Annotated in this window: 21 protein-coding genes; 10 read left to right on the forward strand and 11 right to left on the reverse strand. The window is 37.7% G+C overall.

Annotated features, from left to right (window positions below; translation table 11 throughout):
• Window position 1: 1 nt before the first annotated feature.
• Window positions 2-343, reverse strand: coding sequence for a tRNA-binding protein (locus OGI71_RS17495; RefSeq protein WP_282250593.1), 342 nt, complete (start codon window positions 341-343; stop codon window positions 2-4).
• Entirely contained in the window at window positions 340-549 is a 210-nt protein-coding gene (locus tag OGI71_RS17500; protein WP_120261705.1) for a hypothetical protein, read from the reverse strand. The genes OGI71_RS17495 and OGI71_RS17500 overlap by 4 nt, the downstream gene beginning before the upstream one ends.
• Window positions 550-637: 88 nt before the next feature.
• On the opposite strand from OGI71_RS17500, the gene OGI71_RS17505 reads away from it, so the two are divergent.
• The 5 genes from OGI71_RS17505 (at window position 638) to OGI71_RS17525 (ending at window position 8,791) form a co-directional block, all read left to right on the forward strand.
• Window positions 638-1,234: a porin family protein gene (locus OGI71_RS17505; protein ID WP_120261706.1), complete on the forward strand. Its 597-nt coding sequence runs from the start codon at window positions 638-640 to the stop codon at window positions 1,232-1,234.
• A gap of 171 nt (window positions 1,235-1,405) precedes the next feature.
• Window positions 1,406-2,176 (forward strand): succinate dehydrogenase cytochrome b subunit, encoded by a 771-nt coding sequence (locus OGI71_RS17510; protein ID WP_120261707.1) that lies wholly within the window; start codon window positions 1,406-1,408, stop codon window positions 2,174-2,176.
• Between the two features lie 58 nt (window positions 2,177-2,234).
• Window positions 2,235-4,169: a fumarate reductase/succinate dehydrogenase flavoprotein subunit gene (locus OGI71_RS17515; protein ID WP_282250596.1), complete on the forward strand. Its 1,935-nt coding sequence runs from the start codon at window positions 2,235-2,237 to the stop codon at window positions 4,167-4,169.
• A 14-nt stretch (window positions 4,170-4,183) separates the two neighbouring features.
• On the forward strand, window positions 4,184-4,957 hold the full coding sequence (locus OGI71_RS17520) for a succinate dehydrogenase/fumarate reductase iron-sulfur subunit (protein WP_199768744.1): 774 nt from the start codon (window positions 4,184-4,186) through the stop codon (window positions 4,955-4,957).
• Window positions 4,958-5,044: 87 nt separating this feature from the next.
• Window positions 5,045-8,791, forward strand: a complete 3,747-nt coding sequence (locus OGI71_RS17525; protein ID WP_282250600.1) for a HAMP domain-containing sensor histidine kinase — start codon at window positions 5,045-5,047, stop codon at window positions 8,789-8,791.
• Window positions 8,792-9,152: 361 nt separating this feature from the next.
• Here the strand turns inward: OGI71_RS17525 and OGI71_RS17530 are convergent, their stop codons facing one another.
• The 3 genes from OGI71_RS17530 to OGI71_RS17540 all read right to left on the reverse strand — a co-directional run bounded on the left by OGI71_RS17530 (window position 9,153) and on the right by OGI71_RS17540 (window position 12,096).
• The gene (locus OGI71_RS17530; RefSeq protein ID WP_282250601.1) at window positions 9,153-10,079 is read right to left on the reverse strand and encodes a hypothetical protein; all 927 of its coding nucleotides are present in this window, start codon (window positions 10,077-10,079) and stop codon (window positions 9,153-9,155) included.
• Between the two features lie 103 nt (window positions 10,080-10,182).
• A complete protein-coding gene (gene gmd / locus OGI71_RS17535) occupies window positions 10,183-11,334 on the reverse strand; it encodes a GDP-mannose 4,6-dehydratase (RefSeq protein WP_282250602.1) in 1,152 nt (383 codons plus the stop codon).
• A gap of 198 nt (window positions 11,335-11,532) precedes the next feature.
• Complete coding sequence (locus OGI71_RS17540; RefSeq protein WP_077438303.1) at window positions 11,533-12,096, reverse strand: lipocalin family protein; 564 nt, start codon at window positions 12,094-12,096, stop codon at window positions 11,533-11,535.
• 54 nt (window positions 12,097-12,150) lie between these two features.
• Here OGI71_RS17540 and OGI71_RS17545 point away from each other — a divergent pair, with 54 nt between their 5' ends.
• From OGI71_RS17545 to OGI71_RS17555, 3 genes are all read left to right on the forward strand, one after another.
• The gene (locus tag OGI71_RS17545; protein ID WP_282250603.1) at window positions 12,151-12,483 is read left to right on the forward strand and encodes a hypothetical protein; all 333 of its coding nucleotides are present in this window, start codon (window positions 12,151-12,153) and stop codon (window positions 12,481-12,483) included.
• 88 nt (window positions 12,484-12,571) lie between these two features.
• Window positions 12,572-13,486: a lysylphosphatidylglycerol synthase transmembrane domain-containing protein gene (locus OGI71_RS17550; RefSeq protein ID WP_282250604.1), complete on the forward strand. Its 915-nt coding sequence runs from the start codon at window positions 12,572-12,574 to the stop codon at window positions 13,484-13,486.
• Window positions 13,487-13,488: 2 nt separating this feature from the next.
• Complete coding sequence (locus OGI71_RS17555; RefSeq protein WP_282250605.1) at window positions 13,489-14,196, forward strand: SDR family oxidoreductase; 708 nt, start codon at window positions 13,489-13,491, stop codon at window positions 14,194-14,196.
• A 198-nt stretch (window positions 14,197-14,394) separates the two neighbouring features.
• Here OGI71_RS17555 and OGI71_RS17560 read toward each other — a convergent pair whose 3' ends face one another.
• Genes OGI71_RS17560 through OGI71_RS17570 form a run of 3 tightly spaced genes read right to left on the reverse strand, consistent with a single transcriptional unit; the run spans window position 14,395 to window position 16,631 of the window.
• Window positions 14,395-15,768: an alpha/beta fold hydrolase gene (locus tag OGI71_RS17560; RefSeq protein ID WP_282250606.1), complete on the reverse strand. Its 1,374-nt coding sequence runs from the start codon at window positions 15,766-15,768 to the stop codon at window positions 14,395-14,397.
• Between the two features lie 13 nt (window positions 15,769-15,781).
• Window positions 15,782-16,366, reverse strand: coding sequence for a YIP1 family protein (locus OGI71_RS17565; protein WP_282250607.1), 585 nt, complete (start codon window positions 16,364-16,366; stop codon window positions 15,782-15,784).
• Window positions 16,356-16,631, reverse strand: coding sequence for a DUF2089 family protein (locus OGI71_RS17570; protein ID WP_282250608.1), 276 nt, complete (start codon window positions 16,629-16,631; stop codon window positions 16,356-16,358). The genes OGI71_RS17565 and OGI71_RS17570 overlap by 11 nt, the downstream gene beginning before the upstream one ends.
• 123 nt (window positions 16,632-16,754) lie before the next feature.
• Here OGI71_RS17570 and OGI71_RS17575 point away from each other — a divergent pair, with 123 nt between their 5' ends.
• Window positions 16,755-17,489, forward strand: a complete 735-nt coding sequence (locus OGI71_RS17575) for a lysophospholipid acyltransferase family protein (protein ID WP_282250609.1) — start codon at window positions 16,755-16,757, stop codon at window positions 17,487-17,489.
• Window positions 17,490-17,496: 7 nt separating this feature from the next.
• Here the strand turns inward: OGI71_RS17575 and OGI71_RS17580 are convergent, their stop codons facing one another.
• Together OGI71_RS17580 and OGI71_RS17585 are read right to left on the reverse strand one after the other, a co-directional pair.
• Window positions 17,497-18,627, reverse strand: coding sequence for a glycosyltransferase (locus OGI71_RS17580; RefSeq protein ID WP_282250610.1), 1,131 nt, complete (start codon window positions 18,625-18,627; stop codon window positions 17,497-17,499).
• A complete protein-coding gene (locus OGI71_RS17585; protein ID WP_282250612.1) occupies window positions 18,611-19,585 on the reverse strand; it encodes a lysylphosphatidylglycerol synthase domain-containing protein in 975 nt (324 codons plus the stop codon). The genes OGI71_RS17580 and OGI71_RS17585 overlap by 17 nt, the downstream gene beginning before the upstream one ends.
• 100 nt (window positions 19,586-19,685) lie before the next feature.
• Between OGI71_RS17585 and ruvC the strand changes: the two genes are divergently transcribed.
• Entirely contained in the window at window positions 19,686-20,252 is a 567-nt protein-coding gene (ruvC, locus tag OGI71_RS17590) for a crossover junction endodeoxyribonuclease RuvC (RefSeq protein ID WP_120261721.1), read from the forward strand.
• Here the strand turns inward: ruvC and OGI71_RS17595 are convergent, their stop codons facing one another.
• The gene (locus OGI71_RS17595; protein ID WP_120261722.1) at window positions 20,253-21,299 is read right to left on the reverse strand and encodes a hypothetical protein; all 1,047 of its coding nucleotides are present in this window, start codon (window positions 21,297-21,299) and stop codon (window positions 20,253-20,255) included.
• Window positions 21,300-21,344 lie beyond the last annotated feature (45 nt).

The following is a 21,344-nucleotide window of genomic DNA, read 5'->3' on the forward strand; positions in this document are numbered from 1 at the left end:
CTTAACTAAGTTTCGATCCATTTGGTAATTTTCTGTCCACAGAAGTCAAAATAATATCACCATTTGCATCAGCGAATCCGGTTACCAGACACTCAGAAAAAAAATTAGCGATCTGCTTCTTTGGAAAATTCACCACTGCAACAACCTGTTTCCCGATCAGTTCCTCCTTACTATAATGTACTGTAATCTGGGCACTGCTTTGCAATATTCCAATTTCACTTCCAAAATCAAGTTTCAATTGATAAGCTGGCTTTTTAGCTTTCGGAAAATCCTGTACGTCCAAAATAGTTCCCACACGCAAATCTAATTTTTCGAAATCTGCCCAACCAATGGTGTCACTCATAATCTATTGCTATCGATGTCCTGAATTTCCTTACCAATTGTAAATATAATATAAGAGGGTTTGCGTTTTAAACGCGAAGAGAGTTTATGGATCAGTTTGTCTTCCTCGCCTGCTTGAAAAGCTAGATCCTCATCGCTTAGATGGTTATACTTGCGACGGAGTTTTTCTTTCGCAACCTGCCATTGTTCTTCGTTAATTTTCAGCATAACTATGATTTAGGTATAAAATTTGTATATCTTTACCAAACTTGTGAAAGTTTGTTTAAAGATACAATATATACATAAATAAAAAATTATGAAAAAGATTTTACCAGCATTACTATTGATTTGTGGTAGCGTAGCAACAGCACAAGCGCAGCTATTGCCTGGATTTGAGGTCGGTTTAAAAGGCGCCTTGAATTTTTCTAAATTTAAAAGTGATGGCAAGTATTTCAGTTCAGACAATAAAGCGGGTTATCAGGCAGGTCTTTATGGACGTGTTGGTGTATTGGGATTCCATGTTCAACCTGAGGTTTATTTAACAGGTAAAAATACCACTGTAAAAGCAGAAAATGGAGAAACTACTGACGTTAAGTTTACAACAGTTGATATTCCTGTATTGTTAGGCAAGCGCTTTGGCTTAGGTCCAATTGGAGCGAGAATCCAGACTGGTCCAATTTTTTCGTTTAAAGTGGATGATAACCAGGATAAAATCATTGAGCAGCTGAATCCAAACAGCTACAAAAAAAGTGGTACCTCTTGGGCTTTTGGTGTTGGTGCTGATATTTCAAGCTTACGTGTAGATCTACGCTACGAAATGGGCTTGAACAAGGTCAACAATGAGAGTCAGGCAAATCCAAAAATCAACATGTGGAGTATTGGTTTAGGCTATAGATTATTCAGTATTCTATAGTACATTAACCCGAGTATATATACCATTAAAAAGTCCGTTTTTATCCAAAACGGACTTTTTATTTTAAGAAACTTTAGAACCGTTCTAAATTATTCCTTTTTCTTGTCAAAATGGTATCATATTTAATAGCAAATAGTAGATTTGCCTAATTAAAATTAAATTACAAGGATAATGAGTAAATCAAAGCCAGTTTTCAGTTCTTCGATTGGGAAGAAGCTAATCATGAGCTTAACAGGAATCTTCCTATGTTTATTCCTAGTTGTTCACTTGGTTGGTAACTTGCAATTATTTAAAGATGATGCGGGTCTAGCGTTCAACAAATACGCTTATTTCATGACTCACTTTACACCAATCAAAGTTGTTTCTTACTTATTGTACGCTTCGGTCATCGTTCACGTCATCTACGCCATTACATTGTCGATGAAAAACAAAGCCGCCCGTCCTATTGGTTATGCCAAATATGATGGTCAAGCAAACAGTAAATGGAATTCACGCAACATGGGTATCTTAGGTACTGTCATTTTAGTATTCCTAGCTACGCACATGTCTAATTTTTGGTGGAAGTTTCACAATGATGAAGTACCGTACATCGAATACCGTACTGATTTGGCAACTGGACAAACAACAGCTAGAGAACTTCAAGCTTCTGAATTCCACGACTACCAAGAAACGGTAGAAAACAACGTTCAAATCTTAAAAGCAAGAGATTTGTACAAACAAGTTGACTTTGCCTTCAAAAATGTAGCTTTAGTCGCTTTATATCTTGTTGCGATGGCAGCTTTGGCATTCCACTTAATTCATGGTTTCCAATCTGCATTCCAAACTTTAGGTTTCAACCACAGAAGATATATTGGAATTATCAGAGCAATCGGAGTTTGGGTATTTGGGGTATTAATTCCTATTGGCTTTGCAATGATGCCATTGTTTTTCTTCTTTAAATAATTCAGAATCTTTTAAGATGAGGCCTTAGGCTTTATCGATCAATATAAAATTAAGAGATATGTTAGATTCAAAAGTACCAGCGGGCCCATTAGCCCAAAAGTGGTCAAATCATAAATTTAATCTTAAGTTGGTTAACCCTGCTAACAAACGTAAATTTACCGTTATCGTTGTTGGTACAGGACTTGCTGGTGCATCTGCAGCAGCATCTTTAGCTGAGTTAGGATATAATGTAATTACCTTCTGTTACCAAGATTCACCTCGTCGTGCGCACTCAATTGCGGCGCAAGGTGGTATTAACGCGGCAAAGAGCTACCAAAATGATGGTGACTCTGTGTTCCGTTTATTCTACGATACAATTAAGGGTGGTGACTACCGTTCACGTGAGGCAAATGTTTACCGTTTGGCCGAAGTATCTGTAAACATCATCGACCAATGTGTTGCGCAAGGTGTTCCTTTTGCACGTGAATATGGTGGCTTATTGGACAACCGTTCCTTCGGTGGTGCTCAGGTAAGCCGTACGTTCTATGCGCGTGGTCAAACTGGACAACAATTGTTGTTAGGCGCGTATTCAGCATTGAACCGTCAAATCAAAAAAGGAAAAGTAAAATCATATACTCGTCATGAGATGTTGGATTTGGTCATGATCGACGGTCATGCCAAAGGTATCGTAACTCGTGACTTGGTATCAGGTAAAGTTGAAACACATGCAGCACATGCGGTATTGATGTGTACTGGTGGTTATGGTAACGTATTCTTCTTGTCTACAAATGCAATGGGATGTAACGTTACAGCAGCTTGGAGAGCACACAAACGTGGTGCTTACTTCGCTAACCCTTGTTACACTCAAATTCACCCAACTTGTATTCCTGTAACTGGAGATCACCAGTCTAAATTGACGTTGATGTCAGAGTCATTACGTAACGATGGCCGTGTATGGGTTCCTAAGACTCAAGAGATGGCTGAAAGATTACGTAAAGGTGAAATCAAAGCCAACGACATCAAAGAAGATGACAGAGATTACTTCCTGGAACGTAAATACCCTTCATTCGGTAACTTAGTACCTCGTGACGTAGCATCACGTAATGCAAAAGAAGCTGTTGATGATGGCCGTGGTGTTGGTAAAACTGGTTTCGCAGTATTCTTGGATTTCAAAGAAGCTATTGGTCGTCTAGGCGAAGATGCTGTACGTGCTAAATATGGCAACTTATTTGACATGTACTACCAAATCACTGACGAAAACCCTTACAAACAACCAATGCGCATCTACCCTGCTGTTCACTATACAATGGGTGGTGTATGGGTAGACTACAACTTGATGACTACAATCCCAGGTTTGTATGCTTTAGGTGAGTGTAACTTCTCTGACCACGGTGCAAACCGTTTAGGTGCTTCGGCATTGATGCAAGGTCTTGCTGATGGTTATTTCGTGATCCCTTACACTGTGGGTGATTACCTAGCTAAACTAGGTTCTTTCGCACCAGTAGATCACAGCCATCCTGCTTTCGAATCTACGCGTAAAGAGGTTGAAGAGAAAATCAATAAATTGTTATCCCTAAACGGTACACAAACTGTTGATGATATCCACAAAAAATTAGGTCTCATCATGTGGGAATACTGTGGAATGGCGCGTACTGCTGAAGGATTACAGAAAGCACAAGGTTTGATCCAAGAGTTGAAAAAAGAATTCTGGACTAACGTCAGAGTTCTTGGAGAGAACGAAGAATTAAATCTTTCTTTAGAAAAAGCTGGCCGTGTAGCTGACTTCTTGGAATTGGGTGAATTAATGGTTGTTGATGCATTGCAACGCGCTGAGTCTTGTGGTGGTCACTTCCGCCTGGAAAGCCAAACTGAAGAAGGTGAAGCAAAACGTAATGACGAGGAGTTCGCATATGTATCTGCTTGGGAATACAAAGGAGACAATGTACCTGAGGAATTACACAAGGAAGACTTGGTATTCGAAAACGTTCAGTTAACACAAAGAAGTTATAAATAAGAAGGAAAATTATCATGGCACAACATATGAATTTAACGCTGAAAGTTTGGCGTCAAAAAAATGATAAAGATAAAGGTCAATTTGTAACTTATCAGGCAAACGACATCGCTGATGATATGTCTTTCCTAGAGATGCTTGATATTGTGAATGAGGAATTGACACGTAAAGGTGAAGACCCTGTATATTTCGATCACGATTGTCGTGAAGGTATCTGTGGGATGTGTTCATTAGTAATCAATGGTCGCCCTCATGGTCCTAAAGAAGGTACTACAACATGTCAATTGCACATGCGTAGTTTCCACGATGGACAAACGATCGTAATCGAACCTTGGAGAGCTGCTGCATTCCCAGTCTTGAAAGACCTTGCTGTTGATCGTACTGCTTTTGACCGCATTCAACAAGCCGGTGGATATGTGAATATCAATACAGGTGGTGTCCCTGATGCCAATGTCATTCCTATTCCGAAACGTATCGCTGACGAAGCTTTCGAATCTGCTACTTGTATCGGTTGTGGTGCTTGTGTTGCAGCTTGTAAAAATGCTTCTGCAATGTTATTCGTATCTGCTAAAGTATCTCAATTTGCATTATTGCCGCAAGGTCAAACTGAGCGTTACGAACGTGCACAAGCAATGGTAGATCAAATGGATGCTGAAGGATTCGGTAACTGTACCAATACAGGTGCTTGTGAAGCTGAATGTCCAGTAGGTATTAAATTAACTAATATCGCGCGTTTGAACCGCGAGTACTTGACTGCGAAAATTTTCAAACAAGAAGAACCGCACGCTTAAGCATTTTAGAATAAAATAATATAAAAGTCCTTGCCCTGAGAAAGCAAGGACTTTTTTTTATATTTACAATAATGTAAATTGACGCACGTGAATTCTGGTATAAAAATTCGTTTACTTCTACTGATCTTAACACTATGCTTTATAGGAACAGCTATCACCATCAAAGAATCTGTTACAAATAAGGAAATACTCGACATTGATACCAAATCCCTCAATGATTATGTTGCCAAACAGGAGAAAAAAGTAGATCGTCTTTTTAAGGATTCATTGCTTCTCAAAACATTTAAGAATTATGATCAATATCCAATAGCTGTCTATCAAGCTTTTGAAAGATATAAAAATGATGAAAAGGTTTATTTATTCCTATTTAAGGATCATGAACCAAAAATGTGGAGCACACATTTATTTGTTCCCATCACTGATCAGGGCTTTTTAGAAAAGTCAAATTTTGTACAGGATGATAACCGCTCTTATGTCGTCCGTAAAAAAACAATCGGAAATATAAGCATACTTGCGTATATCCTTGTTAAGCCCTATACCAATAACAACAATCCATATTTAAACTCTTCTTTACGACGAAACTTCTTCGATACCCGGAACATTGATATTGCGTCCTATACAGATACGGTAGCAATTAAAAACATCTATAGTAACGAGGGGTCCTACCTCTTTTCGGTGAAGCTCAAAGATGGTGACCATGAAAATATCTATACCATTCTGCAGTTCTTTTGCTGGTTGCTGGCATGGATTGCACTGTTGATATTCTTCAATAGTCTCTGTCTACACATGGCCAAGACCAAAAGGGCTTGGTGGGCAATAGCACTACTTGCGGGTGTATTTGTTCTAGTCAAATTTGCGGATCTAAAATGGAATCTACTCTCCGAAAATGCGACGTTCGCTATATTTGATTCACGCAATTATGCCTACAATAGCTTCTTTCCTAATATTTGGTCCGTTTTATCAACCACAATATTGATTCTCTGGCTCATACTATTTATCTACTCTATCCGAAAGGAACTCAATTTCGATAAAATAAAAAGCATTCGGATCTTCAAACTACCCGTCGCGATTGCATTTATATTGAGCATTTATTTATCCTTTGCATTTTTATATGATATTGCTGGCACATTAATTACCCATTCAAATAATATCTATTTTGACTTTACCAAACTCGTTGATCTGCATTTCCTGAGCTGGGTAGATCTTGGCATTGTCGGTATGGGTATTCTAGCATTAAATATTTACATAGACTTAGTATTGTTTATTCTTAAAAAGTTAGAACTAAAGCCCACTCAACTATTAAATATTCAACTAGCCAGTGTCATCTTTGTCATTCTCATTATTTCGATCTACATTGAAAAGAACAGCTTGGTCAATCTACTTTTGGCGTTAATTATTCTGATCAAATCCTTTGGTGAGAAGTATTTCGACAGGCATGTATTGACCAACTATATTGCCGTTTTGATCCTTTGGGCTATCATAAGTGCTATTACTCATGCACGTTTCTACCAAGAACGGGATCTTATTGATATGAAGATATTGTTGAACAATCTGCAGTCAGAAGACGACCTAAACGCTGTTTCGCTATTCTCGGATATCGAGAGCGGTATCTCTAACGACAAGGAATTAAAACACCTCTTTAACATCAGTCTACCCTATACCAATACAGAGGAAATCAATAACTTCATCAAGAAGAAATACTTTAGTGGATATCTCACGAAATATGAATTTAAAGCATATTATTATGATCAGAATAATATGCCATTAAACCCAAATGGCCAAAACAGAATCAATGAATATCGGGAGAAAGTAATCAATAAGTCAATAAAGGTCACTCAAAATTTTTACCGCGCCAGTGCTGAACTTGGAACACATGAATACTTTTCGATCATTCCAGTGACGATCGATCAAAACAGGATCGTTAATGTGATCATCAATCTATCTAACAAGGATTTCAGCTACACAGTACCCTATCCTGAGATATTAACAGATATGCGCATCAACAATTCGCAATATTATAATAAAGGAGAGTATTCGATTGCCCTATATAAAGGCGGTTCGCTGGTTACACAGTTTGGAAAATATACATATGAAAATAACCTTCGTGGATTAAAGGGTGGACCCGGAGAATACATTGAAGTGCTTGATCGAGATTCATACCTGCATATGGCCTATATTGCCAATACCTTTTCGACTTATATCATTAGCAAACAAAAACCTTCTTTCTGGGACTATGTAGCCACAACCTCTTTCTTATTTTTGGTATTTTTCATGATTTTCGTGATTTTCCATTATGCGGCGGCATTTTATATCTTTCTCAAGAATACAAAACTTACGTTCCGTAACTTGAAATATCAGTTCTATAAAATCATAAACAAAATACAGTATTCCACACGTATCCAGACCTCGATTATTTCCTCGGTTATATTAGCTATTTTGATATCAGCCGTGATTTCATATATCAGTATCAATAAACAACTCTACAATAACAACAGGAATAGCAAAGAGCGTTTTATTATCGAACTGGGCAAGCGGTTGGAAAATATGTTAACCTCTACAGAGGAAATCCCTAATGAAGACCAGCTCACCAATATTTTAAAAACTTTATCCGAAACGATATCGAAGGATTTCAATTTGTACTCAAAATCGGGCAAATTATTATATAGTTCCCAGCCAAGAATCTATGATCTGGAGCTGTTCTCCATGTTCATCAATCCAGCCGCGCTCAAAAATCTCTCCCTGCTTAAAAAATCAGAAACAATTGAAGATGAACGTATCGGAACGTTCCAGTTCGAGACGAGTTATGCCACAATAAGGGACAAGGACTATAGCACGTTGGCCTATATTGGCATTCCGAATTTTTCCCTTCAAAAGGAAGAGAATATCAATAAGAACTTATTATTAAACACTATTGTTAATATTTATTCTTTAATTATCATAGGTTTCGGCTTTTATGCGACTTTCGTAGCCAATAGTGTGACCAATCCGCTCAGTATAATCAGTAAAAAAATATCCCAGTTACGATTGGGGCAGCCCAATGAACCTTTATTCTGGCAGCGAAATGACGAAATAGGAACATTGATCAAAGAGTACAACCTTATGATCATAAAGCTGGAAGACTATGCCAATAAAATAAAGGATACCGAGCGTGAATCGACCTGGCGGGAAATGGCACAACAGATTGCCCATGAGATCAAAAATCCGTTAACACCGATGAAATTAGGTATACAGCAGCTCAGAAGGTCCTATAAAGATGATGATCCTAAATTTCCTGATCGCTTCAATAAATTTTCAACTTCATTTATTGAACAAATAGATGCCTTAACACAAATTGCCTCAGAGTTTTCTCACTTTGCAAAATTTCCAACGACTGTGATGGAAAATATCAATATTGTGGAGAAAATAACGAAGTCGATATCGGTATACAATAATACGCCAAATGTCAACATCCGATTAATAAACAATGCTGATCAAAAAACATTGATTGTTAAAGCAGATGGAAACGAGTTATTAAGGACCTTCAATAATTTGATAAAAAACGCTATCGAAGGGGGATATGGGCGAAAAAACATGAAGATAGAGATCTCTATCGAACGATACTCTGACAAGTTCGTCAAAATAGATGTCAAGGATAATGGCTATGGTATCCCTGCAGCAATGAAAGATAAAATATTCCAGATCAACTTCACAACGAAGAGTTCAGGAAATGGTCTAGGCTTGGTGCTCGTCAAGAAAACAATCGAAGCAAGTAATGGACAGATCTATTTTGAGACAATGGAAGGTGAAGGTACGACATTCCATATTTTGCTTCCGTTACAACAAATTGAGTCTTAATTATAGTGGATGTTATGAACCCAATCCCATATATGAAACTTACCTCACATAGAATCCATCTATTTACTAGAATCAAGTTATTATCGGACAGTTGAGAAGTATAAACAGTTCCAATAGATTCTTTGTTAAGGGCTTTACACAAAGTCTACTGCTCCTATTGACCTTCCTAAAATAAAGGAAGAATAAGGGCAGCACCGCTACTAAAGAGGCTCTAATTACGAAATACGGCTGCAAAAAGTAAAAGTGAATCCGCGCAGTACTGAATATTTAAAGACCCTCGAGAGTATTACATGGAAAACTAAAGCAAAAAGGGCAGTCCAACTCTGAACGGCCCCTTCTTTATTCTTATAAGAATATATTGCTAACGCAATACAACGGTTGATCTACCCATGATCGCATTGTCTTCATAAAGTAATATCGTGTATGCTCCCTTGGTAAAACCATCCTCTGCAGCCCAATACACGATATAATCCTCGCCCTTATTCGTAAACAAAATATTATGTTTGAAGGTATACTGTAATTTTTCACCGTGTACAAAGAAGATATTGTCACCTTGGACGACAAGATTTCCCTGAGGATCGATTATTCGTATATAAATGTCACGTTCTCCACTTTTAGCCAGCGAGTTGTCTGCGATAGTGAAATTGATTTTCAATTTATCCACCCGCTTAGCGCGCTCTTCAACAGATTCCTTTCCATTTCTTTTGACCTCAAGGCCATTGATACTGATACTTGAAACCTTCAAAGCAGATGCTGTTGTCACCTTCTCCTTCAATTCAGAATTAGTCGTTGTCAAAGAAGTAATTTGCTTATTTTTCTCGACTACCGATTCATTTAAATTAGAATTCTGCTTTGATAAAATTTGATTTTCTTGAATCAATCGTTGAACATCTACACGATAGTTATCAACTTGTTTTTTTAACAGGTTAATTTTGCGTTGAGCGTCATCAATATCCTTAGGAGTAATACTCTTATTTTCAAGCTTTTTGCGGAGTTCTGCAATCTCAGTTCTAGAGTCTTCCTTTTGTACAGTCATTTCAGGAGTCAATTGAACGTTTTCAACATCAATCTTATCCAATTCGGCTTCTATCCGATCGATTTGTACCTGAAGGTTTTCTTTTTCCACTGTTAAGGCATAGACTTTTTCGCCGTTCGTCTTAAACTTAACATAAAAATATATATTCGTTGCTAGTAACGCCGCTATCGCAATGATGAAGAAATAAACTTTAGAAGAATCTTTCTTCTTCTCATCTTCCTTCTTACTCGAAACAACCTCTGAATTCATCATAATACATGCACTGTCATTTTCATCATATGAACTTATTGATTCATACCATTTAAATGTTTAAACAAAAATTATTCCAGTTTTATTTTTCCTCTATTATTTATGATTATTCAAAATAGTTCAAGGTCTCAAAACCGCCTTGTTTCAGATATTCTTCCTTTCTCATCAAGTGAAGATCCGATTGTACCATATCCGTTACCAACATTTGGAGATCATATTTAGGAATCCAACCCAGTTTGGTATTTGCTTTTGTTGGATCTCCAATGAGTAAGTCAACCTCTGTTGGTCGGTAATAAGCAGGATCCACTTTAACAACAGTTTGTCCAAACTTAATAAGCGATTTATCAATATTTAATTCCGCCAAACGCTCCTCGTCGACATCTATTATAACGCCTTTTTCCTGTTCGCCTTTTCCACTAAATTCTATTTCTATCCCCAATTCGGCAAAGGCCAAACGAACAAAGTCTCTAACAGTTGTCGTGACTCCGGTTGCAATTACAAAATCCTCAGGTTTTTCCTGTTGGAGGATTAACCACATTGCTTCAACATAATCTTTTGCATGTCCCCAATCACGTTGAGCGGAAAGATTTCCAAGGTAAAGTTTGTCCTGCAAACCTAACGCAATTTTTGCTACTGCTCGGGTAATTTTACGGGTCACAAATGTTTCCCCCCTGACAGGACTTTCGTGATTGAACAAAATTCCATTACAAGCATACATCTTGTAAGCTTCCCGATAGTTAACTGTAATCCAGTAACCATACATTTTGGCAACAGCATAAGGACTTCTTGGATAAAAAGGAGTCGTCTCACTTTGTGGCACCGCTTGCACAAGACCATATAATTCTGACGTTGACGCCTGATAAATGCGCGTCTTCTCAATCATCCCAAGTAATCTGACTGCTTCCAATATACGGAGCGTGCCGATACCGTCAGCATTTGCTGTATACTCAGGTGTATCAAAGCTTACTTTTACGTGGGATTGGGCTGCAAGATTATAAATTTCATCAGGCTGAGTCTCTTGAATAACACGGATCAAATTGGTTGAATCCGTCAAATCACCGAAATGCAATGTGAAATTTCTATTGTCAAGATGAGGATCTTGATAAAGGTGATCAATACGATCAGTATTGAACAGAGAACTACGGCGTTTTAGACCATGTACCTTATAACCTTTTTTCAATAGGAATTCTGCTAAATAGGCACCATCTTGACCTGTGATACCTGTTATCAATGCAGTTTTCGTGTTTTGTTCAGCCATATTTCTAGTTATATTAAGCATGTCCTAAGCTAATCCTTGGGGCTCATGCTATTTTTATCAGATCAATCTGTTTTTAAAGGTGATGAAGCGAGTTGAATAAATCATAATCGTTTCGGACTGTAAAAGTATTAAATTTTCAACAAAAAAAGCCATAGGAATTCCTATAGCTTCTCGTTATTCTTTTTTTCTCGTTTGACCTTAGTTTACACGCGAGAAATTAAACACTAAATATGCTTCACCATTGGCAACTGTCAACGGCATTTTCATGACTAATTTATTACCATCAGAATAAGATAGATCCAAACGGTAACCTGTCGTTACGTTTTTAGCTTTGTCTCCTGCATAGATCTTTTTAAATTGGAATTGTGGTTCACCTAAACCTTTTCCAGGATTATAGATAGACCAAAAAATCTCACGTGATGCACCTGGAGCACATAAAGTACCTTGCGCATTGAAAGTGATTGATCCCTTTCCATTTCCAATAAAGTTCCAATTACTACCGACAAAACACTCCGCCGGAGCTTCTTCAAAAACACTTTTAATAGTGAAAGTCGAAGGCAAATTTTCTCTATCGATTGAATTTAGTGTCCAAGTTCCTTTCACCGCAGATTTCCACTCTGAAGCGCTAGGTCCCGAAGCTGCACTTGTATTGGAAGAACCATTACCAGGATTTCCAGATGATGTACCTTGCTTTTGTGCACCACAAGAGAACAAGGTCACCGTAGCAAAAACAGTTGCTAATGATAAAACGAATCGATTCATATGTATAAATTTTAATTTCAAATTGTATTTTTGGGGTAAATTAATCCACAGATCATGAAGGTAACAGCCAAAAATCATACCATAAGCAAAATAATAGCAAAAACTCTTTTAAGGTTATTTATTATCCTCTTGGCATTCGCTGCCTATCCGCTGTTTTTAGGACAGGAAGCCAAAGCAAAATTAAGCCAAATAAGCCTCGCTTTCACAAATAAGGTTGCTTTCATTGCCCCTATTTTATTATTTTGCTTTATCGTCGGATTAATGATTGCTGTGCTTAAGCACAAATATAATAGAATTGACCTAAATTGGCTATTTTCTCTTGCGACTATATTCGGTATTTTATACCTGATATTATTGTATTCAAGAATTTACCCAACTATTGCCTAGGTTCAATTGCACAATTCGACAAAGTTCCTAACTTTGAATTTTCCAAAATCGCTATTATAATTGATTAAGATTGGAAAAATAAACTTCTATGGACAAAAAAAAAGGTTTAAAGATTCTAAAAAACGTATTAAAGATTGTCGTTACTGTAGGAGCCTTGTATTGGGTTTTCAGTAAAGTTTCACTCAAAGATCTCAAAGAAGCTGTAATTAATTCAAATCCCATCTATTTATTTTTAGCCTTATTAGCTTATAGTATATCGATATTTATATCCTCTTCGCGCTTACTGACCTTTTTAAGGGCTATTGGCTTAGATGTATCTGAAAAATACAATTTAAAACTCTATCAATTGGGGCTATTCTATAACCTGATTCTACCCGGTGGAGTAGGTGGAGATGGCTACAAGATCTTCTTCCTCCGGAAAAGGTTCAGTATTAAAGGCAGGAAATTATTTACGGCATTATTTCTAGATAGACTAAGTGGCTTATGGGCCTTATGCTTAATTATTGCGGCTTTAATTACCTATATGCCACAACTGGGCATACCAAATTACCTGACGATCATATTATTCATATTGGGTAGTATCCTTTACTATTTTATTGTCACAAAATTTTTCAAAGAGTACAAGGCTACCTTTTTAAAGGCACATTTAAAAGCAATAGGTGTACAGTCTATGCAAGTAATCGCTGCAATTTTGATTCTTTACGCGCTAGGGTTTAATGGAAAGTTTTCACCTTACTTATTTCTATTTCTAGCATCTTCATTAGTATCTATTATTCCTTTTTCTGTAGGCGGATTGGGTATGCGCGAACTTGTTATCATGTGGGGAGCAGGCATTTTTCACGTAGATTCACACAATGCTGTATTGATCACATTGTTATTTTATATTATCTCAGCGATGGTCGCTCTTTCAGGAATTTATTTTATCTTCAATCCCAAAGCAATCGGAGAGGATAAACTCCCTTCTGTAGAGGAAGTCGAGCAAAGTCAAAAATTAGAAGAATAAACATGGCGAATATTATTATCACAGGAGCAAGTAGCGGAGTTGGGTTTGAAGCGGCACTTGATTTGACCTCAAAAAAGGACAACAAGGTTATCGCATTGGCCCGATCAGCAGACAAATTGAGAAAACTTCATGAAATTGCAAGTCAGCTCAATCATGATGGAGGAGCACTCTTCCCCGCTCAATTTGATATCGTTTATGACGACTACGCAACATTGGTCCCTTTTATTCAATCGAAATTCGATACCGTTGATATCCTGATCAACAATGCTGGAGCATTAGTGAATAAACCTTTTATGGAAACTAGTGGACAGGATTTTGCAGAAATGCTCCAGACAAATGTGATAGGACATGTTAATATGATTCAGCATATCGTTCCATTCATGCATGAAGGTTCACATATTGTCAACATCAGTAGTATGGGTGGATTTCAAGGCTCGATGAAGTTTCCAGGTCTATCCGCCTATTCTACCAGTAAAGGTGCATTGGCAATTTTAACGGAATGTCTGGCTGAAGAATTTAAGGAAAGAGGAATCAAAGTCAACTGCCTGGCCCTAGGATCATCACAAACTGAAATGTTTGAAGCCGCTTTTCCAGGTATGGAGGCAGGTACATTAGCTTTTGAAATGGGCAGATATATTGCGGAGTTTGCGCAGAATGGGCACAAATACTTTAACGGCAAAATCCTACCTGTTGCCAATACAACACCATAACAAATAGTGACCAGATAGCAGTCTACGATTAGCATCAAAATATTCATATATGAAAGGGCTATATCAAAAGTCGATTTTGCAAATGACTCAAATAAAATTTTGAAACTTCATTAAATCAAAAAAAAACGACCAAATTCTTTAAGAATTTTGGTCGTTTTTTTTTTTGAGGTCTTCATAGCCACGAGCATCGAGATTCGATTACTTTGTTTTCAATTTAAGCCATTTGGTCAGATCATCCATCAATTGCTCATTGAAACTTTCCGGATTTTCAAAATATTCCTCAATTTTTCCTGTTTGCGCATTTTGAAACAGATGATTCAAATTTGGATAGTCTTTAATGGTAACATCTATCGTGTTCAAGTGCAGGCGTTGAAGTGCATATATATTCTCATTTGCAGGAACCTGAATATCCTTACCTCCAAAAGAAGCAAAAACAGGTACTTTTACTTGTTTCAGATAATATGCAGGATCAATACGTAGGAAAGTTTTGAACCATGGGATCAACATCGGGCTCAATTTAACTTTCATATCAGATGTTAATGCACTTCCATTGTTTTGACGGATAAGTTCTTTTTCCAATGATTCTGCCAAAACCTTTGGTGGCTCGTCCCTTAGCAGAATGTCATATAGCCTTCTGTTATTGAGCTTATTTGCCTCCAACGCAGGCTCAGATAGTCCAGCCACTTTCCCCAAAGCATAGCTTTGCAAGATCAATAAGGAGTCACCTTTGAGGACTGGTCCAGACAACAAAGCAATATAATCGACCTTATCGTTTTCAGCAGCAACTATTTCTGCTATCAGAGCACCTTCACTATGGCCAATGATACCAATTTTATCAGTTTTGACCATTTGCTGTTTGCTTAGAAAATCCACGGCCGCATTTGCATCCGATGCAAAATCAATTGTTGTCGCCAAGTTAACCTCACCTTTCGAACCGCCAATACCGCGGTCATCATAACGTAAAACAGCAAAGCCATTTTTGTTGAGATGATCCGCTAATACCTTAAATGGTCTATGGCCAAAAACTTCCGAATCTCTATTTTGCTGTCCACTCCCATTGACCAAAATGACAGCCGGAAAAGATCCTCCACCTTTTGGATAAGTCAGGGTACCTGCCAGAGAAGCATTGCCTTTTGCATTTTGAAAAGAAACGTCCTGTTCAATATAATCATATGGAGGAAAGACATCTTGCTTGCGTGAAAGCCCGCTTTGCTCGTTCTCACTACGCACCAATATCATCGCAGACTCGAAATTTCCCTGTTTCATGACACCCTTCATCACATCTTTATCCCGATCCAGATAGCCCGTATATGATAACCCAATTGCTTTGACATCCATTGAGATCGAATCCTTATGGGTTTTTATTGTATTAACTGGAAACTTCAATGAGGTCTGCATTGGGCTTTCAAAGGTCCCCACCCAATTCGCATCACTATCCTTCTTCAGGTTGAATACCAAAAGTAGTTTCTGTCCTGACACATTCACCTCCCCCTTCCACGAACCATCAAAGGTTTGCGCATCAGCACATGAAAAATGCAAAAAGATCAAAAATAAGTAGAGAATTTTCTTCATAGTTTTCTGTCCGTTAAAAATAAAACTGTATACCCAAATCAAGCATAAAATATAATGCCACAAACAAAATGCTTACCCAAATCTTTTTATTGTTAACAGCGATATTCATTCCTTTTACCAATAAATAGAACTGATAAAACAAGAGAAATAACACAAAGATCCCAAATAAACCAAATAGTACCATCTGCCCCTTGTCTATACTCGACAAGGTATGGTCACCATTTTTTAACGCTTGATCTATCTCACTGGTAAACTTGTCCTGATTGATTAACCTGCTCAAAAACAACACTAAATAAAGTGGAAATGGAGCAATCAAGATAACATTCAACACGTCGATAATTCTTGTCTTATTATTGGCAATACCCCCCGCAATATACAGTAGAATTAAAGGAGCCAAAACCATATAGGCATGGACTTTTAACACCGCAATAAAGGAAACGGTTACCTCAGGCTTATAGAAGTGCATAAAACCATTGAACTGCTGACCTGATAAATAAACAAGGTAACTGGATAACAAGAAACCGATGATACCCACGAGAAACAATGTCCGTTCTGAAAAATCCGCAAACGGATTTAAAAATAAATGTTTAATTTTCATCGGCAAGCGAATTTAATTTATGAATCAGATCATCCAGAATATTACGAACAGTTGGGTACGATTTACCCATCTGGTTAGCCATTTCTTTTAAACTACCTGAATACTTTAAGAAATTGAGGACAAACTCTTGCTCCTCGATTGTCAACTGCATCAGTAAGGGTAAAGTAAACTTACCAACAACTTCAGTGTCGCAGGAATCGCAGACCAGCTTGGAGACTTTCAACTTCGCATCACAACATGGACAATTTACAGGTATCTTTTTCATTTAACAATAATACTATTGATATTATTAAATTTAATATTAATAATGTTAAAATCAAATACAATATTATCAATATTTTTCAAAATCATTGCTTAATGATATATTTGTAAACAATAAAAAAAGCAAATGAAAAAGTTTTTAGGCTATATTCTATCTATTATATTTTGGTTCTGTTTTGGCTTATCCTTGATTATATTCCACCCCATCCAATGGCTATGCTTGAAATTCGGTGGCTATAATGCACACAAAAAAAGTGTTGACATCTTAAATGCATGCCTCGTTGCATCTTACTATACATTATTCAATAGGGTCACTTTTATCGACAACAAATCCATCCCATTAGGACAGCCCATTATATTTGTTGCCAATCATCAAAGTACCTTTGACATTCCACCGCTTATCTATTTTCTGCGAAGATTTCATGGAAAATTTATCTCAAAAATTGAGCTGGCCAGTGGTATACCAAGTATTTCGTTCAATCTAAAACATGGTGGCGCAGCCAATATCGATCGTAATGACGCCAAACAATCGATAGCTGAGATTCTCAAACTTGCCAACAATATGAATACAAAGAATTGGTCTGCTTTTATCTTTCCAGAAGGAACTCGATCAAAAACAGGTAAGATGAAAGCTTTTCATGTTGGTGGTATTGCAACATTATTAAAGAAAAACCCTAATGCATTGGTCGTCCCGATTGCAATCAAAGGATCATACGAAATGGTACAATATGGTATGTATCCGCTAACTCCTTTTCTGCATATGACATGGGAGGTGCTTGATCCACTGGATACAAAGGATAAAGATATTGAGGAAATTGTAAAACTAGCCGAAGAGACTATTAAGCAGAAAGTTGAAAAATAAAGTAGAATTATTTGACTTGTCTACCCTTCCAATCATACTTTCCAATATTCCCCAATATTCCAATATAAGCTAAATACAGAATATGGGCGAGACTCAATATAGGAAGATACCAAAGCAGATTAGTCCGTTTTGCAAAATTGGTTAAAGGCTGGATAAACACCAATTCGACTATCATTTTAAGTAGCAATGCGAAAAGGACCACCCAAGCAAGTGTTTTAATACCTGCAACTGAAAGAATGGCTCCGGCCAATAATAGCACATTAAACAGCCAAATAGCGATCCCTAAAGCAATAACTCCCTTATTTTTATACTTGGTACTCTTAGATGCCCAACGTCTTCGTTGGCTAATAAATGACCTAAGATCGGGCTTAGCATCTGTATACACGATCGCTTCCTCCGATTTACAGAAAGCAATTCGTTCAGGGTGCTTCTCCGCCACTTTATGCAAAAATAACTCGTCATCCCCAGAGGCTAGTTCGTCGATACCCTTAAAACCGCCCATTTGCTTGAATATATCTTTTCGGTAGGCCAAATTTGCACCATTACAGGTCGTAGGCTTTCTATTACCTATACCTGCAGCACCAAGACCTATGAGATACAGAAATTCCAAGGTCTGCAATCGCTCAAAAAAGCTCTTTTCCTCCGAGTATACGACTGGAGAAGACAATAAATAAGCATCTTCCTTTTCAAATGTTCCGATCACTGTCGCAAGCCAATTTGCCCCCATCCTACAGTCTGCATCCGTAGTAATGACAATCTCCCCCTTGCAACAGTCAATTGCCCTTGAAATCGCCAGCTTCTTATAGGAATTCATTCGACCATTCTCATTTAACTGAATCAATTTCACGCCTTGCTCGGCATATTCTTTTACAATGGTGGAAGTGTTGTCATCCGAATGATCATCAATAATAATAAGTTCAAGAAGTTCACTCGGAAAATTTTGGTTCAATATTGATTCTATCGTTCTCCGGATATTCAATTCTTCATTCCGTGCAGCGATAATAACTGATACAGTCTTGGTAGAAGGTAAGAGACCTGTGGGCGCTTGAATCGTGGCCCAGCCTTTACGCATCCACAACACTAAAATAGCATACACGCAGGCAAAACTGATCAATAAATAGCTAAGAATTTGTATCACCGAAAAAATTAATCTTAAAAACAAAAATAGAACCAAATATCGCAGGGAGAATCAAATTGACAAACCAAATACACGATACAATTGCCATCACCGCAATTTCTTGTGTTGTAATATAGCTATAAAGATTACTTGCCACAAAGCTACGTACACTAAAATCGAAAATATCCAATGTCGGCAAAGCTGCCTGAACAAAAAAGAGGATAAAGATCATCAAAACCATGGAGAGAAGTGGCAGCTCAGGTAAGGTCAGCTTCATCAAAATAATATACTGCGAAGTAAAAATAATAAACCTTGCCAGTGAGTTTACCAAAACGATGCTCAGCTCACGTGCGGAATAATGCTCCAGTACCTCAAAAAAAGGTTTGATTTTCGCCAAAAACTTAATTCGACCTACAAGCATATCCACCCATCTCACATTAAAATACAAGATGACGAATCCGGCGGCATAAATAATAGCGAGCAACCAGACACCAAATTGAACGGATAAAGGCGTGGATAAAAACTTACAGATAAACCAAGCTATGCTCAATGAGCCTGCAACACTTGTCAATACCAATTGAGCAAACAACCCTACCCCCATCGCAACAGCACCTTTAGCCCTATTCTGCGGTTTCAGGAACAACACCCGCCCCCCATATTCGCCAATTCTATTCGGGGTAAAAATCGCCCATGTAAGTCCACAAAAAACAGATTGAAATGCCTTCCAGAAGGATATATGCTCCAGTTTGGATGCAAGATAGCGCCATTTAACAACCTCCAGAAGCCAGTTTACAAGCATTAAAACAACAATCAAGATCAATGTCAAGACAACAGAATGTTGCTCTAATCCTGTGATTAGTGTCTTAAACTTATCGATATTGCTCTTATCAGATACCTTGGTAATAATGTACCATGTTGCAAGTGCAAAAACCAGTATCTTCAATAAAAAACTGATGTATTTTTTTTGTCTCCCAGTCAACTTTTGATAATTAGAGAGCAATGTTACTAAATTTTAGCCAAATGATTAAGTTTTGTGTACAGCAATCCACTTATAAAAAGCAAAATTTGTAATATTGTACATGCAGAAGGAAAAGGCGAAAGAAAGAATCATTTTAGGGATCGATCCCGGGACAGTAGTGCTTGGATACGGAATTATTAAAGAAGTTGGTAATACAATCTCCCTTATTTCAATGGGTGTCATCAAAATGGGGCATCTCGACGATCATGCCCTAAAATTACAGCGCATCTTCAAAAAGACCTCTGCATTAATGCAAGAATATAATCCAGACTGTGTTGCGCTGGAATCACCTTTCTATGGCAAAAACATTCAAGTGATGCTCAAACTAGGTCGGGCACAGGGTGTTGCTATGGCAGCAGCACTGGCACAGGATATTCCCATCTTTGAATATTCACCCAGAAAAATAAAGCAATCAGTTACGGGGAATGGAAATGCCACGAAAGAACAGGTTTCTGCCATGCTCAAAAATCTCTTAAAATTCGAAGAGACACCTCAATTTCTAGATGCAACAGATGGGCTGGCAATTGCGGTTTGTCATTCATTTCAAAAAAATAGTACCTCAGGCAGCGGCAAATCTTATTCAGGTTGGTCCTCTTTTATCAAAGACAACAAAGACCGAATCAAATAACTACATCTGTACCTGTCGAATCACATTCTTCACGTTTAACTCGACGATATCAGTCATTGTCTTGCACTTCAAATAAGAATTATTTTGGTAAAACTCTGCGTAGCCTTCGCGCAGTTGTTTAATATTTTCCGGTGTTGAAAGGATCTGAGTTTGCGAAGCGTCGCGAAGATCAGCGATCCGGTGCCGCTCACTTCGTACCCTATGTACAATCGAGGACCGCTCTTCCTGTTGATATTGCAATACCGTTTTTTCAGTTAGATGTTCCATCGCAAGCTTGACATATGGATAGTTCTCTTTAAAAAATTGCGGCATATATACCTTGGGATTTCCCTCATAAAATTGTTGATCAAAATCAATTGCTCTGATCCTAAACTGAAAGTCATCAAAATCAGGTGTAATCTGCATAACAAAATTATAGGCGCGCATATCTCCCAGCAGCGTGATAATACAACGTTCATTAAACTTGACGAATTCCTTAGAAATACGTGTCAAATTGTAATCTGGTGTAAACATCCTGGTTTGCGAAAAAATATCACCCGGGATGCCAACGATATGTTCTTCAACAAGTGTATCCTGATCCACCATATAATTGACCTGATTTGGAGATAGTATTTCCTCTAGTTCCAACCCGTAGATCCGTGATGCATCCGCCTGTTTGATATAAAAATAATCATAAACGTCATTCAATCGGTTTACGATACGAATCCGAAATGGTCTTGTATTACCAAAACCACAGTACTCAACACGGTCTATATATTTGTGCTGTACAATACGTGTGTTACCGGAAGCTTTAAGCTTTGCATAGATGACCTTTAGCCCGTCATATAGTTGGTCAATCAGATATTGAGGATACAGTGGTGTTTCCCAGAATGTATCATTACCAAATTTGTCCATGACCGGTACGGTCTCTGTAAAATTCAATAGATCCTTATAACCAATGGGCAGCTTTTCATCCCGTTGATATAGCTTAAGATATTTATGTAGCCCTTCCCCTACTTCAAAGATCGGCTTCTTCCTCGAAATCTTTACATCTTGAACTTCTTCCATCTGTATTCTAGTCTTGAGATATTAGATAAGCGTATGGAGACTTTG

The sequence above is a fragment of the Sphingobacterium sp. ML3W genome (genome assembly GCF_029542085.1).
GTDB lineage: Bacteria > Bacteroidota > Bacteroidia > Sphingobacteriales > Sphingobacteriaceae > Sphingobacterium.

What these genes read in the sequence shown, in the direction of transcription:
- OGI71_RS17565 (WP_282250607.1), bottom strand. Translation starts at nt 16,366, where the DNA reads ATGAAAATTAAACATTTATTTTTAAATCCGTTTGCGGATTTTTCAGAA.
- OGI71_RS17515 (WP_282250596.1), top strand. Translation starts at nt 2,235, where the DNA reads ATGTTAGATTCAAAAGTACCAGCGGGCCCATTAGCCCAAAAGTGGTCA.
- OGI71_RS17550 (WP_282250604.1), top strand. Translation starts at nt 12,572, where the DNA reads ATGGACAAAAAAAAAGGTTTAAAGATTCTAAAAAACGTATTAAAGATT.
- OGI71_RS17560 (WP_282250606.1), bottom strand. Translation starts at nt 15,768, where the DNA reads ATGAAGAAAATTCTCTACTTATTTTTGATCTTTTTGCATTTTTCATGT.
- OGI71_RS17520 (WP_199768744.1), top strand. Translation starts at nt 4,184, where the DNA reads ATGGCACAACATATGAATTTAACGCTGAAAGTTTGGCGTCAAAAAAAT.
- ruvC (WP_120261721.1), top strand. Translation starts at nt 19,686, where the DNA reads ATGCAGAAGGAAAAGGCGAAAGAAAGAATCATTTTAGGGATCGATCCC.
- OGI71_RS17545 (WP_282250603.1), top strand. Translation starts at nt 12,151, where the DNA reads ATGAAGGTAACAGCCAAAAATCATACCATAAGCAAAATAATAGCAAAA.
- OGI71_RS17510 (WP_120261707.1), top strand. Translation starts at nt 1,406, where the DNA reads ATGAGTAAATCAAAGCCAGTTTTCAGTTCTTCGATTGGGAAGAAGCTA.
- OGI71_RS17540 (WP_077438303.1), bottom strand. Translation starts at nt 12,096, where the DNA reads ATGAATCGATTCGTTTTATCATTAGCAACTGTTTTTGCTACGGTGACC.
- gmd (WP_282250602.1), bottom strand. Translation starts at nt 11,334, where the DNA reads ATGGCTGAACAAAACACGAAAACTGCATTGATAACAGGTATCACAGGT.
- OGI71_RS17595 (WP_120261722.1), bottom strand. Translation starts at nt 21,299, where the DNA reads ATGGAAGAAGTTCAAGATGTAAAGATTTCGAGGAAGAAGCCGATCTTT.
- OGI71_RS17575 (WP_282250609.1), top strand. Translation starts at nt 16,755, where the DNA reads ATGAAAAAGTTTTTAGGCTATATTCTATCTATTATATTTTGGTTCTGT.
- OGI71_RS17500 (WP_120261705.1), bottom strand. Translation starts at nt 549, where the DNA reads ATGCTGAAAATTAACGAAGAACAATGGCAGGTTGCGAAAGAAAAACTC.
- OGI71_RS17495 (WP_282250593.1), bottom strand. Translation starts at nt 343, where the DNA reads ATGAGTGACACCATTGGTTGGGCAGATTTCGAAAAATTAGATTTGCGT.
- OGI71_RS17555 (WP_282250605.1), top strand. Translation starts at nt 13,489, where the DNA reads ATGGCGAATATTATTATCACAGGAGCAAGTAGCGGAGTTGGGTTTGAA.
- OGI71_RS17505 (WP_120261706.1), top strand. Translation starts at nt 638, where the DNA reads ATGAAAAAGATTTTACCAGCATTACTATTGATTTGTGGTAGCGTAGCA.
- OGI71_RS17530 (WP_282250601.1), bottom strand. Translation starts at nt 10,079, where the DNA reads ATGATGAATTCAGAGGTTGTTTCGAGTAAGAAGGAAGATGAGAAGAAG.
- OGI71_RS17570 (WP_282250608.1), bottom strand. Translation starts at nt 16,631, where the DNA reads ATGAAAAAGATACCTGTAAATTGTCCATGTTGTGATGCGAAGTTGAAA.